Raw genomic sequence first — 15,835 nt, 5'->3', positions numbered from 1 at the left:
CGATGGCGCGCCGAATGGCCGCTTCAGAAGAGCCGCAGGTTCCCGACGTAGATCTTCCCGGCGATCGCCACCGGTTCGAACTCGCTGCTGATCTCCCAGACTTCGCCGTCGGCGTTCCAGATCTCTAGGGTGCTGCCGGTACCGGCCCCGTCGACGGCCACCGCGATCCGGGTGCCGTCGGTGCCGAGTTCGACACCGTCCGGCAGATAACCCGGAATCACGTACTCGCCGGTGTAGGCGTCGACCACCCGGCCCGTATCCGCGGTGGCGATCAGCGTCCCGATACCGCGCAACAGCAGTCGTTCCGGGTAGTCGTCGGCGCTGTAGGACTGCTGCTCCCACAGGACGGTTCCGGTGCGCGGACCGATTCCCGCGTAGGTCGTCTCGCTGCCGTCGGTCCGGATGGCCGTGGGCACCGATGTCTCCGTCGGTCCTTTCTCGGTGCTCATCGAATGCTCGCTGGGACGCCACCCCTCCGGCAACTCCGCGGTCTTGGCGCCGTCGCGGTCGTAGATCCCGGCCGGTGCCGCGCCGTCGGCGACGACGAATCCGTCGAGGAAAACGTTCCAGTCGTCCGGGCCGATCTGCTCGACGGTATCGCGGCGGAAGATCTCCTTGCCGTCCTCGAGCCGGATTACGCGGAATTCCCATTTCGACAGTGGTTGTGACGGGTCCGGCGCCGAGGTCAGCACCGCCAGCCGGACCAGCCCGAAGACCTCGATCGAATGGCGCGGATCCCCCGACGAAAGAACCGGGGACTCGCCGGATCCTTGGATCGGCGCAAGCTCCCGGCCGTCCGACCCGAGCGTGCGCACTACGGGTGATTGCGGCCGATCCGGCCGGTCCACGAAGACGAAGCGCTCACCCACGGCGACCAGCGTGTCGATCCGGCCCACCGCGGTGACGGTGCCGGCGATCCGGTTCGCGCCGAGGTCCACCACCACCACCTGTTCGGTGTCTTCCGACGAGTGTGTGAGCCGGCATGCCGCCGCCGAACGCTGTGCGCTGACGACGCACTTGTCGAGTCTGCGCTGAGTCGTATCCACCACGACGGGTTGCGCTCCGTCCCGGAGCCTTCCGGTGCCCGTATCGATCGCGTCCAGGTAGTCGACGGTGCCGCCGTCTGCGAGGTAGTGCTCGCGGCCGCGCAGGACGAGATCGGAATCTCCACCGACCACCGCGGGTGTGCTCGGATAGGAGCCCGGCGGGCCCGGAATATCCTGCATCGTCCAGACCGGAGTATCCGGCCGCCGCTCCAGGGACGGCAGAATCGGCGTCACCGGGTGCCGGGGCAGCTGTGCGGCTTCCTCCGCACCCGCCTGGTTCCCGGCCGCCCGGAAGCTCAGCGCACCGACGACGACCAGCACCACCACGGCCAGCAATGTCCCGACGACGATCGGCACGGACCGGTTGCGCGACGACCCATTCCCCGGCGTCGGCGGCGGGACGGGATGCGGTGGGTAGTGGGCGAAATGGTCCGGGCGGACGACCGTGGGCGCGTACCGGTCGGCCGATACCGAGGTGGGGGCGTTCGGGCCGCCCTGCGGCCACGGGGTCGCGGCGAGTGCGGCGCCGAGAGCGTTCGCGAAATCCTTACTGGTGGGAAACCGATCTTCGGGGCTTTTCGCCATCGCTCGCCCGATCGCCGAATCGACCTCCGGCGAAAGATCCGGGCGCCGCTCACGCACACTCGGAACCGGCTGCTGGGCGTGCGCCATGATCACCGCGACGGGGTTGGTGCCGGGGAACGGTTTCGCGCCGGTGAGGAGATTGAAGGCGGTGGCGGCCAGCGAATACTGATCGGATCGCGGATCGACCGGGAGCCCCTGCATCTGTTCCGGCGAGGCGTAGGCGACGGTGCCCACGGTGAGGCCGGTCCCGGTGAGGTCGGAGGTTTCCGGGCCCATCCGCGCGATCCCGAAATCGGTCAGCAGGTAGTGCCCGGTGCGGCCCAGCAGGATATTGGCGGGTTTCACATCGCGATGGACCAATCCGCGCGCCCCCGCGTAGTCGAGCGCGTCGGCGACCTCGGTGACCGCCCGGGCCACATCGGCACCGGGCAGCCCGCCCGGCGCGGCGGTGAGCGACCCCGACAGATCGATCCCGTCGATCAGTTCCAGGGCGATCCACAGCCGCCCGTCGAACTCGCCACGGTCGTGCACGCTGACGATGCCGGGATGCGACAGCGAGGCGGCGAGATCGGCCTCGCGTTCGAAGCGGCGCCGGTAGGAGTCGTCGCGGGTGAACTCCGCGGCCAGCACCTTCACCGCGTCGGAACGTGGCAGCCGGGGGTGGCGGGCGACGTAGACCTCGCCCATTCCCCCGGCGCCGAGAAGACGCTCGATGGTGTATCCGGCGAACACCGCCCCCGACGCCAATGCGGCCACTGCCCGACCCCTCCGATACGTGATGCTCAGCCGATCACACCGCATCGGGACGGCATCGGCAACTCCGTGGCAGTGCCCGGCCGCACCCGTCGTCCGGGTGCGGCCGGTGGAAGTCCCGCGAATCGCCTACGGCAGGGGCAGGCACGAACTGCCGGTGTTCAGCCCCCGGCCCGGTACATCGACTTCGATGTACTTCGACGAGGTGTACTGCCCCGGCGTGAACTGCTGTGCGGTGATGTTCTGGCGCCCGGTGTACTTCGGCGTCCATTCGAAGGTCGCCGTCCCGTTCTCCGGGTGGTAGACGGCCTGACCCAGCCGTTCTCCGTTGCCGGGAACCGAACCGCCGCTGTTGATGATGGTGACCTCGCCCGCCTCCGCCGGCGGCGCGTCGACCGTCGCCGTCACCGTGTAGGTGCATCCGGCCCGCAGCCCCTCCGGCCCGGCGGCCACCCCCACTCCGGTCACGGCCGCACCTGCCCCCGGTGCCGCGTACGCGGCCGCGACGCCGAGCGTGCTCAGCAATGCGGCGAAGCCGAAATGTCGGATACTGCTGTGCATATCGAACCTTTCGTGATCTCCGGTCGGAACCCTCCGACCCTCTCACACCCCGGAGACCGGGTGCTCGACGCGCGGCTCACGCTCCGAGATCGACGGTGGCACGAAAGTCGCTGGGACGGATACCCCGATGACGTTTGAACGCGGCACTGAAACCGAACGCGTCCGCGTAGCCCACCGCCTTCGCCACCTGCGCCACCGTGAGACTGCGGTCGGCCAGCAGTTCCGCCGCGTCATCCATCCGGCATTCCGTCAGATAGGCCAGCGGCGACTGCCCCATCACCTCGGTGAAACGCCGCGCGAACAGGGCCCGGGACACCCCCGCGGCGGAAGCCAGCGAGGCGACCGTCCAACCGGCGGAGGGTTTTCCGTGCATCGCCTCCAACGCCGGTCCGACCACGGGATCCGCCGGTCCCCGATACCACCCGGGCGCGTCGGCGTCCTGCTGCTCGAACCAGGTACGCAGTGTGCACACCAGCGCCCAATCGAGCAGCCGGTCCATCATGGCCTGGGCTCCGGCCGGCTGCCGGGAGGCATCCGCGGCAATGGTTTCCATCCACGCGCACACCTCGGGATCGTCGGTGATCGACAGAACCGGTGGGATCGCGCGCAGCAGGCGTTCGTGCCGTCGGCCCGATGTCCGATAGGCGCCGACGATCAGCGCGGTCTCACCGGCCGGATCGTTACCCCAGCGCCCGTCGTCCAGCGGGGCGTCACATTTCATATCCGGTGCGAAACAGGCGATCTCGAATTCCTCGTGCGGACGGCCGACGGTGTCCGCGCGGTCGGCGAACAGAAACGGCTCCGGCCCCCGCACGATCGCGGTATCCCCCCGCGTGAGCCGGTGCTCGGCACCCCCGGGCAGCAGCAGCGTTCCCCCACCGCGCAGCACCGTGACCATGGTCAGCGGTGCGCAGTCGGCGAACCGGATACTCCACGGCGCCTCCAGGACCGCGTTCGTGAGAACGGCCCCTTCGGCACGGATACCGCCCAGCAGCGTACTCAATGGATCCACCCCATCGAGAGTAGACGAACTCCTATCAGATGTAGATCTCTGCCCATAGATCGTCCATCGAACGGCGTGTGAAATGAGATCAGACCGCACCACCCGATCGTCCGGGAATCCCGGACCGCCATGGAGGACACCGTGCAGAACACCGCCCCCCAGGACATCGCGACCACCCCCACCGCCCTGATCGTCGTCGCGCACCCCCGGACCGATTCCCTGACCTCCCATATCGCCACCCTCACCGCCCGCCGCCTCACCGCCGCCGGTTACCGCATCGACCTGCTGGACCTGCACGCCGAGAACTTCGACCCCCGCATGACCGCCGCCGACCTGCCGGAATGGGGTAACCGCGAGAAGTCCTATTCCCCCGAGGTCGAGAACCATATGCGGCGCGTTCTCGCCGCCGACGTGATCGTCGCGGTGTTCCCGGTGTACTGGATGCAGGTACCGGCGATCCTGAAGGGCTGGATCGACCGGGTCTGGAACTACGGATTCGCCTACGGCCGCAGCAAACCCCGGCTCGCCGGTAAGCGGATGCTGTGGCTGGGCCTGGCGGGCGCGGCGGACGACGACGCGATTGTCGATCTCATGCAGGAAGCACTGAGTACGCAGCTCAACGACGGTATCGCCTACTACTGCGGTTTCACGCAGTCGGCGGTGGGGCTGCTGCCCGGGGCGGAGGAGAAACGGCAGCGCCTGGACGCCGCGGGCAATCTTCTGCTCGATGACGCGCTCACCGGCGCCGTCCGCGAAGCCCATTACGCGGGCCTGGAGGATCGGGCACTGGGGTTCGTCGAGGCTTTCCTTGCCGCCGAAAGGGTTCCGGCCTGATCACAGCACGAGCGGGTGCGGGCCGGGCGCCGCTGTGTTCGATCGCCGAAGAAGCGCGCCGGCCAACCGAAATTGCGCTCGAGGTGCGAAATATATTCCACTGTGCGTACTGTGATGCGAATTTATCTGCAGCACAGGGGAAGAAGGGGAATCCGATGTCGATCGAAGGAAATACCCGGCGTCTGCCGGTCGTGGGGGCACTGGTATCCGGTCTCGCGATCGTGGCGGTATCGACCACACTCGGCGCGGGAACCGCCCAGGCGGTACCGGCGGGCGACGCGTTCTGCACCGCGGTCCCGGTGGGAAGCCGGCTCGATATCCAATGCACGAATACCGATGTGGGCGCGGCCACCGGTGGGGTGATCGGATTGTGCACCAACCTGCGCATTCTGTACCGGGCGGCGGAACGTATCCGGCCGGAATCGACCACCGCGTGGAGCGAGGACTGCGGCCCCGGTGCCCACCCGATCCTGTGGCAGGCCAGCGCCGAAACCGACTACGAGCGCGGTATGCGGGACCAGTGACGCAGCCTCCGCGGTCCCACTGATCGGCCGGTGATTCCGCCACCCACGGCGCGATCACCGGCCTCAGCGGACCAGGGCCCAGACGCCCACCCCGGCGAGAACCGCGAGGTAGCCGAGCACCAGCCGGGTATCCCGTAACCAGCAGCGGCTGCGCCGCAGACCCCGCCGCCTGGCCCGCCAATACCCGGCGAATCCCAGCGCCGCGAACCCGGTCAGCGCGATCGGCCCGAGCAGCCAGGTCAGCAATGCCACCGTCGCGTAGATACACAGGTTGAGCGGGTCGGGTGCGGGCTGACGCGCCGTCGCCTCCGCGTAGTACACCCCGCCCGGCCCCTCTTCGGTACTCATTGCACCGTCACCGGCAGCAGCGACCGTCCCGCCGGGGCGGCCGCGGGTAACCGTTGCCGGGACAGCGCCGGCCAGGCCTGTACCGCGCAGAACGGCGCGCACTGGTCGGCGTCGGAGCGGGTGCCCACGTGCACACAGCATTGGGTGAGCCGTTCCTCGATCATCGTCGACATATCCATGAACGGCTTCACCGTGATCCGGACAACCCGCTCCCCCAGCAGTTTCCGCAGCCGCGACCGGCGGCCCGGTAGCGCCGAGGACGCCAGTGTCAGCAGCGTCGACATGCCCAGATCGCAGTTCTCGCAGATATTGCGCCACACCTCCCCGATATCGGGATGCGACAGCGACGACTGTTCCGACAGCAACCCCAGCAACGATTCACGCATCGCCAGCCGCAGTTCCGCGGGTAGTTCGCGGTCGGCGATCCGGTTCGACACCAGCCCGAGCCGCTCCTTGAGCCGGTCGTGCCCGATCAGTCCCACCAGCGACCGCCACTCGCCGCTGTCGTCGCGCAGCAGGTAACCGACCGAACAGCAGTGCGGATGCGAGCACGGCAGCGCGGTGAGGTCGCGCCAGGTCACCAGTCCACCGGTCTGCGGGCCGAGCCGCCGCAGTACTCCGGTGTGGGTGAGCCGCCGCATCGGGTCGATGACCCCCGACCGTCCCGACCCGAACTGCGGCTGGATCGACACCCCACCCACGAACGGCGTGTCCAGCGCCGTGCGCACCACCGCGCCGATCTCGTCGTCGTTGACGCCCAGCGCCGCGGTCATCACCAGCGTGGTGAAGATCCCTTCCTCCGAAAGCCTGCGCAGCGCTCCACTTTTCAGCGCCCGCAGGTCACCGCCCCGATGGTATTTCGACGCTTCCGCCGTCACCCCGTCGAACTGGAGATACACCTCGACCCGTTCCCGATACCGCGCCAGGAGCCGCACCAGCTCGTCGTCGCGGGCGATGCGCACCCCGTTGGTGTTGATCAGAACCCGGGTGACCGGTCGCGCGGTGAGCTCGGCCAGTAATCGCGGCAGCTCGGGATACAGCGTCGGTTCGCCGCCGCTGAGCATGAGCACATCCAGTCTGCCGTTCTCCCGGGCCAGCCGCTGATCCACATTCGCCAGCACGTCCTCGACCGCCACCACACCCCGCAGCTCGGGTGACGAGTCGGCGAAACAGGTGGGGCAGCGCAGATTGCAGCTGTCCAGGAGGTCTTCCAGCAGGATGCAGGTGTGCTGGGTCTGCATTTCGGGCAGTCCGCGCAGATACGCGCCCGGTACCGGATCAAAGTTCCCCGCGACGTCGGGCAGGTGCGCTTTCGTGGGCGCCGTCCACTCCTCGAGATACGACAGGATCTCCGGATCCTCGTCGTAGAGCGTGCGCACCATCCCGTGCGCGGCGCATCCGCGTTCGAGATACACCTGCCCGTCCCGCTCGGCCAGCCATCCCGACAACCGCGCCACCTCGCCGAGCGGACGCTCCGGCTCGTCTTGGTGACACAGCGGGCAGAAGGCGTTCACATACCGCAGGATCCGGTCACCCCGCAGCGGCATCCCCGCCGTCATCGGATCGCTCCAGCGGTCGCCGACGGCCCCATGAGTTCGTAGAGGGTCGGGTTCACACCAGTGCAGAACCCGACCGTGCAGACCGTCACCAGAGCCCACCCGATCATCAACCCCAACCCGGCCCCTTTGGCTTTCGGCGTACCGCGACGGATCAGCGCCGCGCCCCCGCCGAAGACCGCCAGCATCGTGATCCCCGTGTACATCCCGGCCGCGAAACGGAACTCCGAACCCCCGCCGCTGCCCGCGAAGACGAAGAATCCCAGCACCGCGTTGACCAGGACGAACAGTACCGCCCCGAGTACCGCGAACCCGACGGTTTCGCCCCCGGACCCCGGCGGCCTGCCACCGGGAGGTCCCGGTGGCGGCCCACCCGGGGGACCTTGCGGAGGCCCTGGTTGAAAGGGAGGTCCAGGATGGTTCACGACGCGACCTTTCGCCGGAGAACATTGTCGTAATTGCCGCGCCGATAACCGATGCGCAGCCGTACCGCCACCAGCACCAGCCCCGGAAGCAGAAACCACTGCGGACGCGTGAGGTCCAGCCACACCGTCTCGTTCGCCCGGGTGAACTCCACCAGGAACCGGAACACCGCGTAGGCACTCACATACAGCGTGAACAGCTCACCGGGCGCGGTGATCCGGTCCCGCGCCCACCGCAACCACAGGAAAGCGGCGAACTGGAAAACGATTTCGTAGATGAAACTGGGATGCATAGCCGACCCGCTCACACACCCGGGGCATTCCGGCACCGTTCCCGGCGCGTGCACACCCCACGGCAGCCCAGTCTCTCGCCCCGGCGCCTCGGTGAGATGACACCCGATCCGCCCGACCGCCATCCCCAGCGCCACCGCCGGGGCGAACAGATCCCCGGTCCGTTCCCGGTACCCGATGATCCGCTTCGCCACCAGCACACCGATATAGGCGCCCAGCAGCCCGCCGAGCACACTGCGCGCCCCGAACATCCAGGTCTCGAGCGGGTCGAGGGTTTCGGCGATACCCGACAACCGCATTCCGATCGCCCCGCCGACCAGCGCGCCGGTCACCGCGACCAGCGATTCCTCCCGCAAGGCGTTACGCCGCCGGCATTCCAGTACGAACACCACGGCGGCCACCGCCACACCCAGCGCGACGAAGAAGCCGTGGGTGGGGATTCCGGGGAACAGGCGGGGAACCATGGCGAGGAGCCTATCGACGCGACGCGCTCGCGGGATGAGTGAAACTACGCGCCGCGGGGCGGGGATCTACCGGGAGCGGCCGCGCAACCCCAGAACCCGGACCAATGAGTGATCCTGGGCCCGCGTCCGGTTTCCGACATCAAGCGCTCGAGAAGTTCGAGCCACCCCTGCGTGCGCTGGCCGTGCTGCCCGGCGGCAAGAAGTTGCCGCCGGATCCATCGGTAACCGCCGTTCGGGCATCATCGATGCTCCGGCGAGGAACGGTACCCGGTGACGCTCACGACGAATCTATTCCAGAACTACACCCACTTCGGTGGACGCGGTGTCGACGAGGGCGGTGATTCCGATGAGCAGTGGGTTGCTATCAAGCCCCGAATTCACCGGCGCGGCGCGCTCGTAGATGTCGTGGTCGATTGTCACAGCCCGCCGACGTACCGATCCGGCACCCTGGAGTTTGAAGGCTTGTTGCCATGCCTCGACGCGCTCCTCGTCGAGTCGGCGTTGCACCAGTTCGATCAGTCGCTTGGAGATTTCGCTGGCGAACTCGTCGAAGATCACTTGGCGTTCGTCGGAGAGGCCGTCTCCACGACACTGGATCCGAGAGACTCATAGTCGGAACGACGCCGTTAACAACGTCATGGCCAGCAACAACTAGCTTTCCGTCGCGGATTACAGCACAGTTTCCGGATCGGTCTCCGGGAAGGTGACCGGGAGGGATGCCAGTGCCCGGTGGAAGGGGCCCGGGCGCCAGCTCGGTTCACCACCGGGCAAGTCCGGACTCAAATCGGGCAGCACGTCCAGCAGTTGATCGATAGTCGCCTCGGCGATCAGATAGGCCGCGGACTGCGCGGGGCAGGCCCGCTGACCGGCACCCCACGCGAGATGGGAGCGGTTGCCGGTCAGGTTCTCCGACCGGATGGCGGGATCGTTGTTGCACGCGGCCATGCTGATGAGGACCGGTTGATGCGCGGGCAGCCAGACATCGTCGACCAGCGTCGGCTGGCGAGGATAGCTGATGAGATAGTTCGCCATGGGCGGGTCATTGAACAAGACCTCGTCGAGAGCATCGCGCGTCGACAGGCTCCCGGACAGGACTGTGCCCCCGAACCTGTCGTCGGTGAGGATCAGCAGCAGGGTATTGGCGACCAAGTTCAGCTGAAGTTCGATCCCCGCACCGTAGAAGGCCACCAACTGGTGGATCAGTTCCTCCTCGCCGAGCTGGACCGGGTGGCGCAGCAGCACCGTCGCGACATCGTTGCCAGGTTCGGCCCGTTTGAGGGCTACCAGATCCTGCAACGCCGAACTGATCATCGCGTTGCCTTCTTCGGCTTCGATGCCCTCGAAAATTGCCGCGAACCCGGTGGCGACCCGGCGCCCGATCTCGGGCGGGCAGCCGACCATGGCGCAGACGACCTCGAACGTCAGCGGGAAGATGTACTGACTCATCAAATCGGCCGAACCGTCGGCACAGAAGCCTCTGATCAACGGGAGGGCGAACTTATCGACGATGTTGTGCAGACCGTGCAGATCGACCTCGGCCATACTCGCCGAGGTCGCCTCGCGGTAGCGCATGAAATCCAGACCGGCGCTCTTGCTCCCGATAGGCCGCCACTCCATGAGCGGAAGTACCGGACAGTCGGCAGGAATGTCCTTCTGCCAGACACGTGGATCGGCCGGGAAACGATCGGGATCGTTGAGAACCCGCAGCGCGGTGTGGTAGCCGATCACCAGCGTGGCCGGCACACCCGGCGCCAGTTCCACCGATGCCATCGAGCCGTATTCCCGCCGCATTTCGCGATATGCGCGGTGCGGGTCGGCCACGAAGCCCGGCGCGTACATCGGCACCCGCTCCTCGTCGGAATCTAACGGCGAACCGTGGAAAACCGGACACGACGGGTCGTTCGTCGGTGCATTTGGGGTGCTCAAAACGGAGAAACTCCAACAGGATCGGGTGCAATGCCAGGCCGCTGCCGGTCGCACTACGGGGCTTTCACCCGTCGAGCATAACGACCGATACCGCGCATTGCCCGCCGAGTCCGGCAGCAGTACTGACGACCGCCTTCACCGCTCGGCGACCCTTGCCCGGCACAGAGGGGGTGGCATCCGCGCAGCGGGATCCGGTCCAGATATACGGTATCCGGTGGGGCCTGGTTCCCATACTGAGGAACCCGAGGCGGGAGCCGTATCACCACTGTTTTGGCGGAACCACGCCGGGACACCGACCGGAAGTATTCGTGCGGGAGGTGACCCCGGACGAGGGGCGCCGCTTGCAGAAGATCACCAAAGCGTATCTCCCACCTTCCGGGGTTTTCCCGAGGTGAGTGCCCTGCCCTGGTGAGGGTGAAGCCGTAGCTGCCACGTTCTCCTACCGGTCGTATCCGGCACCGGCAAGAATGTCCCGCAACTGCCCGGCCTCGTCGCGCGCCGAGGGCACGGGTTCAACAGTGTCGAGGTAGCCGATCGCGTCCAGGAGGATGGTTGCGGTTCGGGTAGAACGGATCTCATCTACCAGGGGCATCACGCGCCGGGCGGTATCGCTCGCGTCTCGCCACGCATGCGCGCGGACTTGCGCATTGAACAGTGCGGCAAGGTGATGGTAACGGGAGCGGACCTCGCGGTGGGGGGTGAATTCGACCGAGGCGGCGAAGGTATCGACCGCTGCGCTCCAGTCGGCACAATTGCTGTGGATAACGGCTTCGTGCCAGGCCATTTCCCGGTCGTCGATCCACCAGGCCCACGCCGGGTCGTCATCACGGGTGCCGTCGAGGTAGAGGAAGCGTGCTCGGCGAAACGAGCGTTTGGCCGAGGCCTCGTCGCCCGCCTGCGCCAAAGCACGGGCCAATGCTTCCAACCGGGGAGAGAGCGCCCGGGTTTCCAGCACCATTCTCGCGATACGCAGGGCTTCCGCCGGGCGTCCGAGGTCACCGGCGTGCATGGACATGTTCTGCAGGGTCAGCAGCTCGATGCTCCGATCGCCCGCCAAGCGGGTCAGGTGCAATGCTTCGTTGTTCACTTGGCGCACAAGTTCGTGTTTGCCTGCGTCGTAGAGCAGCCACCCCGTGACCTCACCGATCTCGCCGGCCGCCGCATACAGTTCGCGCTCGGTCCCCGGATCACAGCGCACGCTTCCCAGTTTCCGGTGCACCGATCGAAACAATTGGAGAGCGAATTCCGATGATTGGTCACCACCGAAGGTGGCATCGAGATCGACCAGCTGTGGGATGCGGCTGCGGAGTGTGTCGACGTAATCGTCGTCGATGTCCACCGATACCGCAGGGCAATCGATAGGTCCCACACCACCGGGCGAGTGTTGAGCAGACGGTAGGTCACCATCTACGCCCACCCCTGGCGACACGGCGCACCGGTTGGTACGGATAGGCGCATCCAGATCCTGTAACGCGGCATCGAAACGTGCCCGTTGCTCGTGGTCGAGTCTGCCGTGGGTGGTGTCCATGCACTCGGAGTACTTCGCCCCCAGCGTGATATCCGCGCCCCTGCGCTCCCATTTGCCGACCGACTCGATCGAACAACCGATCCGATCGGCGAACTGAACCTGCGTGTCCCGTAACGCCGTACGCAGCGCGGCGACCTCGAGCCCAGTCCACTTGATAATCGTCATCTTTCGGCGTTCTCCCCTCCGCTGCAATACCGCCAGGGTACGGGCTCGGTGCGGGTTCAGTGTGTCCTTCTACCGCAAGAACCCAGCAATGCTGAAAGCAATCATTACCGCAATCCACAGAGGCGCACGCTCGACTTTCGCCCCGACAGAAACCCGGAGCCGACCGTTATGCCCGTTCCTTCAACCGAAACCACCGTCCGCGAGTCGGCCTGCGTGGACCCGATCCTTTCCGGTACCGCCCCGACCGACGACCACCTGGTGGGTGATCACCCAAGCCGCCGACCTGATCACCGCAACACAGGAGTATCCCCTGGGGTCGGCAATCACCACACAGCACCGGACCGAACAGTGATCACGCTCGGATTGGCCATCGCGATCGGCCTGCCACTCGCCGTGCTGATCCTGGCGGTGACGCTGCCCGAACACCGGGACAAACGAGGAACCACCCGCGTGCCGAGAGGGCGGGCACGGCCACCGGACACACCCGATGACCGGCCGTCCCCGTGACCGGCCGGCGGTCAGATCAGCTGTCGGATGTCGCCGCGGACTCGGTAGAAGAAGCCGCGCTCGGGCTCGTCCACGTCATCGACCACATAGCGGGCACCGGAACGCCACAGGTCCTTGGGGAACTGGACCTCCAAGGACAACACGTGATCAGGGGAGACGGCGACTACGCACTGCTCGCCGTTCTGTAGCACGCATTCGACGACGACGCCGGTCCCGGCGTCGGAGGTGACCTCGACGGTGTTGCCGGGCACCACGGCGGAGATCTCCGGAGCCGTCACCGACACCGTCTCGGGCAGCACACCCTGCTCGGCGTCGCGGAAGGCGGCCTCGCCGACATCGAGACAGGCCAGGGTTCCGGTGGTGGTGACCAGGTACAGCTTGTCGTCGTGGTACTGCATGGAAGAGGCCGAGCCGCAGCCGGTGGCCCATTTCCACGCGCCGCATCGCGACATGTCCCAGCAGTACACCGAGGAGCAGTCGTCTCCGGCGAAGACGCGGCCGTCGGGGGAAGTGGCGCAGGACTGTACCGGCGCATCGCAGTTGTAGCCGATCCCCGCCCATTCGTTCTTGCCGACCACCTCGACGGAGTTGTCATCGGTGCCGGCGTAGAACGCGTTCTCGTCCTGGCAGCCGCACAGGACCGCGCCATCGGTGTCCTCGTGACACACGCGGTATCCGGCTTCCAAGTCATATCCGGTGACACCGTCGGAATGCCCGTGGTAGACGGCGTGCGAGTCGATCTGGATCACCCCGCCCTCGTCGCCGGGAGTACTCCACAGCAATTCCCCGTTCCAATCGATCGCGGTGATGACGCCTTGCCGGTCGATGACGCAGAGGCGGCCTTCATGGATGTCGAGCGAGCAGATGTCGATTTCGGCCGGTATTTCGTAGGCGACTCGCGGCACCGCGCCGGACAGGTCATAGATCTGGTGGTCGGCGCAGGCGGCGTAGATCCAGAAGCCATCGGCCACAACGCATTCGACCGCACTCGGCAGTCGAAATCGGCCGGTGACCACGCCCTCTGGGGTCAAGGTGAACACGTCACCGCTCTCGGTGCCCACCCAGCAGCCTCGTTCGTCCACGACGACACCGGAAGCGGCGGCGCCGGAATGAAAACTCCACAGCACCGGCGCGGACATCACATCCTCGGACTCTTCGAAACCGATGTTGTTGCCGATTGCCATAGTTCGCCTCGTCGCTTCGTCGGATCAGAACGCGACAAGTTAGCAAGGGACACCGACATTCGGAAGCCGGTGACCTGGACGGCTGCCCGTCAGAGGCCGGGGCGTGCAGCCGGCAAGATCCGGTGCTTCATCCGGGCTCCGAAGTCCGGCGCAGTAGAGGCAGTGTGGATGATGGTTCGATGACCGACATCCGTGACGACCATATGAAGGTCCACTTCCGAATGGACATCGACGACGCCTGTTGGCCGCCGGCGAGCGTCGAGAGCCTGTGGCGGTGAACCTCGTTGACGGTACGGCGCGGTTGGAGAATACGCCCTGGTTCGTCCGCGGAGTCGCCAACGGGGACATCGTCACCGTGCAGCCGGATGACGAGGGTGTTCTCTGGGCCGGGGAGACGGTCCAGCCGTCGCGGAACTGCACTATCCGACTGATCGTGCTGAAGGACGACGGCTCGGCCGCCGCCCGGCAGAGTGTGCTCGATATCTTCCACCGCCTCGGCGCGACAGGCGAAGGCCTCGAGCGGTACCGGATGGTCGCCTTGGACGTGCCGCCGGAAGCGAACATTTTCGACCACGAAGAGCCCGAGTGAGGACCTTCGCATGAGCAAAGTCATTCGAGAATACGAGGATCGATGGGTGCTGCCGTTGCGCGGGACTCATGTGACCGATATTGCGGTGAGAGGTGGCAACCTCACACTACGAGTGGATTCAGGCATCGAAATCCGCGTGGGGATGGACGCTGAACTGACCCCAGGATCGATCGCTCGCAAAGACGGACAGCTGCGGCCATTGGAAGAAATGGACTTCGAACTTGTCCAGCAAGCTCTCGCCAGTGAGATCCTGTCGTGCGTCGTCGGAAAGTCCGGTGCTTTGCGTATTGTCTTTCGCAGCGGATGGAAGCTGGTAGTCGCCTCCGACCGAGGGGGCGCCGGGACCTCCATCGTCGAGGGGACGATCCCGTTGTGGACCCGCGGTGGCGGTCTGTCGTCAGCACTCGGATACCCGGTGCGTGACATGAACGAAGGTCGGCCTGCGGGGGACGACTGAGGGTTTGCGGGGTAGAGCGGACGCCAGGGATATCCCCGGTCGTCGTAGAGCACTGGTGGAGAGAACACGGGCCCGGTTACCAGAGCTGCGCTGAAACCAGGACTGTCCACACCTGCCCCGGCGCAAACGGGATGGCTGTACCGGTGGGTGTTGTATAGGTTGTGCCTGCCTGTGGGGATTGCCGGGACCACACGGCCGGAAAAGCTTGACCGTCGCGAAGTACGAGTGCCTGACCGCTACCGGTCGTCTGGGCCAGGGGTGAGACGCTGCCCGCGATATCGCTGACGGCCGAGTCCTGCACCTGCACACTCTGCAGCACGACCGTGCCCGCCATGAGCTGCCCGATATCGGCAACGGTGTAGGCAGCACCGTCCATGGACACCAGCCACCGCTGGTCGCCGGGTGACCAGTCGAAACCGATCACCGTGCCCGGATACCGCGCTTCCTCGTATTGCGTGGGCTCACCACCGGCAGGCGCAGGACCGAAGTTCAGTTGCGAAGCCGCCGGCCAGCCGCCGCCTACGGGCAACTGATCCGAGCGGACGAACAGATTGTGCGGAGCGTCGCGACTGTAGTCGCGGAAGTACGCCGCGGGTTGCCTCTCGGCCGAGGCGTTCTGGAGCGAGGACTGGTCGACGGCGGCAATCAGCTCGGGTGCGGCACCAGAGGATGCCAACGTCGGGTCGCCGAACTGCGCCAACAACGTCAGATCCGTTTCCCGCACGCTTCGGACAGGTCCGATCACCGAGGGTTTGTCGATCGAGAACACCGCGGCCAAACGGCTCAAACCACCCTCGACCGGCTCCACGTAGATCACATCGGCGGCTGCGAGCCCTACCGGTGGCCGGGCCTGCGGACTGTTGTCTATCTTCGCGACCAGCACGGGCACCCCCACCCGCGAGGGCGTATCCGGACCGGGAGGAGCGCGCTCGAGTCGGGTGCCGCCACTGCACGCGAACACCGCGCACATCCCCAGTGTCGTCAGGAACGCCGCAATCCACACCCACCATCGCTGCTGCATAGAGGCAACCCATTGACGCACCCGAATTCTACGCCGCACTCGACCAGGGGATTCCCCGGCCCACGCGGCTA

At 66.5% G+C, this 15,835-nt stretch carries 16 protein-coding genes; 4 read left to right on the top strand and 12 right to left on the bottom strand.

Features of this window, described 5'->3' with window-relative positions:
- Window positions 1-23: 23 nt before the first annotated feature.
- The 3 genes from AB0F41_RS14810 to AB0F41_RS14800 all read right to left on the bottom strand — a co-directional run bounded on the left by AB0F41_RS14810 (window position 24) and on the right by AB0F41_RS14800 (window position 3,957).
- Window positions 24-2,387 (bottom strand): serine/threonine-protein kinase, encoded by a 2,364-nt coding sequence (locus AB0F41_RS14810; protein ID WP_357423874.1) that lies wholly within the window; start codon window positions 2,385-2,387, stop codon window positions 24-26.
- Window positions 2,388-2,513: 126 nt separating this feature from the next.
- Window positions 2,514-2,945 (bottom strand): hypothetical protein, encoded by a 432-nt coding sequence (locus AB0F41_RS14805; protein WP_357423872.1) that lies wholly within the window; start codon window positions 2,943-2,945, stop codon window positions 2,514-2,516.
- A 76-nt stretch (window positions 2,946-3,021) separates the two neighbouring features.
- Complete coding sequence (locus AB0F41_RS14800) at window positions 3,022-3,957, bottom strand: AraC family transcriptional regulator (RefSeq protein ID WP_357423870.1); 936 nt, start codon at window positions 3,955-3,957, stop codon at window positions 3,022-3,024.
- Between the two features lie 132 nt (window positions 3,958-4,089).
- On the opposite strand from AB0F41_RS14800, the gene AB0F41_RS14795 reads away from it, so the two are divergent.
- Together AB0F41_RS14795 and AB0F41_RS14790 are read left to right on the top strand one after the other, a co-directional pair.
- On the top strand, window positions 4,090-4,782 hold the full coding sequence (locus AB0F41_RS14795; RefSeq protein WP_357423868.1) for an NAD(P)H oxidoreductase: 693 nt from the start codon (window positions 4,090-4,092) through the stop codon (window positions 4,780-4,782).
- 155 nt (window positions 4,783-4,937) lie between these two features.
- Window positions 4,938-5,306, top strand: a complete 369-nt coding sequence (locus AB0F41_RS14790) for a hypothetical protein (protein ID WP_357423866.1) — start codon at window positions 4,938-4,940, stop codon at window positions 5,304-5,306.
- Window positions 5,307-5,369: 63 nt separating this feature from the next.
- Here AB0F41_RS14790 and AB0F41_RS14785 read toward each other — a convergent pair whose 3' ends face one another.
- From AB0F41_RS14785 to AB0F41_RS14750, 8 genes are all read right to left on the bottom strand, one after another.
- Complete coding sequence (locus AB0F41_RS14785; protein WP_357423864.1) at window positions 5,370-5,654, bottom strand: hypothetical protein; 285 nt, start codon at window positions 5,652-5,654, stop codon at window positions 5,370-5,372.
- Complete coding sequence (locus AB0F41_RS14780; protein WP_357423862.1) at window positions 5,651-7,213, bottom strand: radical SAM protein; 1,563 nt, start codon at window positions 7,211-7,213, stop codon at window positions 5,651-5,653. The genes AB0F41_RS14785 and AB0F41_RS14780 overlap by 4 nt, the downstream gene beginning before the upstream one ends.
- The gene (locus tag AB0F41_RS14775; protein WP_357423860.1) at window positions 7,210-7,635 is read right to left on the bottom strand and encodes a hypothetical protein; all 426 of its coding nucleotides are present in this window, start codon (window positions 7,633-7,635) and stop codon (window positions 7,210-7,212) included. The genes AB0F41_RS14780 and AB0F41_RS14775 overlap by 4 nt, the downstream gene beginning before the upstream one ends.
- Window positions 7,632-8,387: a prolipoprotein diacylglyceryl transferase family protein gene (locus tag AB0F41_RS14770; protein WP_357423858.1), complete on the bottom strand. Its 756-nt coding sequence runs from the start codon at window positions 8,385-8,387 to the stop codon at window positions 7,632-7,634. Before AB0F41_RS14770 ends, AB0F41_RS14775 begins: the two co-directional genes overlap by 4 nt.
- A 288-nt stretch (window positions 8,388-8,675) precedes the next feature.
- Entirely contained in the window at window positions 8,676-8,945 is a 270-nt protein-coding gene (locus AB0F41_RS14765) for a hypothetical protein (RefSeq protein ID WP_357423856.1), read from the bottom strand.
- 111 nt (window positions 8,946-9,056) lie between these two features.
- The gene (locus AB0F41_RS14760) at window positions 9,057-10,226 is read right to left on the bottom strand and encodes a cytochrome P450 (protein WP_357423941.1); all 1,170 of its coding nucleotides are present in this window, start codon (window positions 10,224-10,226) and stop codon (window positions 9,057-9,059) included.
- A 526-nt stretch (window positions 10,227-10,752) separates the two neighbouring features.
- On the bottom strand, window positions 10,753-12,006 hold the full coding sequence (locus AB0F41_RS14755) for a hypothetical protein (protein ID WP_357423854.1): 1,254 nt from the start codon (window positions 12,004-12,006) through the stop codon (window positions 10,753-10,755).
- 518 nt (window positions 12,007-12,524) lie between these two features.
- Window positions 12,525-13,697, bottom strand: coding sequence for a molybdenum metabolism regulator (locus AB0F41_RS14750; RefSeq protein WP_357423852.1), 1,173 nt, complete (start codon window positions 13,695-13,697; stop codon window positions 12,525-12,527).
- A 274-nt stretch (window positions 13,698-13,971) separates the two neighbouring features.
- On the opposite strand from AB0F41_RS14750, the gene AB0F41_RS14745 reads away from it, so the two are divergent.
- Both AB0F41_RS14745 and AB0F41_RS14740 read left to right on the top strand, forming a co-directional pair.
- On the top strand, window positions 13,972-14,286 hold the full coding sequence (locus AB0F41_RS14745) for a DUF4265 domain-containing protein (protein WP_357423850.1): 315 nt from the start codon (window positions 13,972-13,974) through the stop codon (window positions 14,284-14,286).
- A 10-nt stretch (window positions 14,287-14,296) separates the two neighbouring features.
- Window positions 14,297-14,743: a DUF6188 family protein gene (locus AB0F41_RS14740; protein ID WP_357423848.1), complete on the top strand. Its 447-nt coding sequence runs from the start codon at window positions 14,297-14,299 to the stop codon at window positions 14,741-14,743.
- 76 nt (window positions 14,744-14,819) lie between these two features.
- Here AB0F41_RS14740 and AB0F41_RS14735 read toward each other — a convergent pair whose 3' ends face one another.
- Window positions 14,820-15,713 (bottom strand): DUF3048 domain-containing protein, encoded by an 894-nt coding sequence (locus AB0F41_RS14735; RefSeq protein ID WP_357423939.1) that lies wholly within the window; start codon window positions 15,711-15,713, stop codon window positions 14,820-14,822.
- Between the last annotated feature and the right edge of the window lie 122 nt (window positions 15,714-15,835).

Origin of the sequence: Nocardia sp. NPDC024068, from assembly GCF_040638875.1 — a bacterium.
GTDB lineage: Bacteria > Actinomycetota > Actinomycetes > Mycobacteriales > Mycobacteriaceae > Nocardia.
The sequence above is the reverse complement of the archived record's forward strand: the minus strand, read 5'-3'. Positions and strand labels throughout refer to the sequence as shown.

Bases quoted from the DNA above. Each gene is read 5' to 3' on its own strand.
- AB0F41_RS14760 (WP_357423941.1), bottom strand. From the start codon at position 10,226: ATGTACGCGCCGGGCTTCGTGGCCGACCCGCACCGCGCATATCGCGAA.
- AB0F41_RS14750 (WP_357423852.1), bottom strand. From the start codon at position 13,697: ATGGCAATCGGCAACAACATCGGTTTCGAAGAGTCCGAGGATGTGATG.
- AB0F41_RS14790 (WP_357423866.1), top strand. From the start codon at position 4,938: ATGTCGATCGAAGGAAATACCCGGCGTCTGCCGGTCGTGGGGGCACTG.
- AB0F41_RS14770 (WP_357423858.1), bottom strand. From the start codon at position 8,387: ATGGTTCCCCGCCTGTTCCCCGGAATCCCCACCCACGGCTTCTTCGTC.
- AB0F41_RS14785 (WP_357423864.1), bottom strand. From the start codon at position 5,654: ATGAGTACCGAAGAGGGGCCGGGCGGGGTGTACTACGCGGAGGCGACG.
- AB0F41_RS14780 (WP_357423862.1), bottom strand. From the start codon at position 7,213: ATGACGGCGGGGATGCCGCTGCGGGGTGACCGGATCCTGCGGTATGTG.
- AB0F41_RS14735 (WP_357423939.1), bottom strand. From the start codon at position 15,713: ATGTGCGCGGTGTTCGCGTGCAGTGGCGGCACCCGACTCGAGCGCGCT.
- AB0F41_RS14805 (WP_357423872.1), bottom strand. From the start codon at position 2,945: ATGCACAGCAGTATCCGACATTTCGGCTTCGCCGCATTGCTGAGCACG.
- AB0F41_RS14740 (WP_357423848.1), top strand. From the start codon at position 14,297: ATGAGCAAAGTCATTCGAGAATACGAGGATCGATGGGTGCTGCCGTTG.
- AB0F41_RS14755 (WP_357423854.1), bottom strand. From the start codon at position 12,006: ATGACGATTATCAAGTGGACTGGGCTCGAGGTCGCCGCGCTGCGTACG.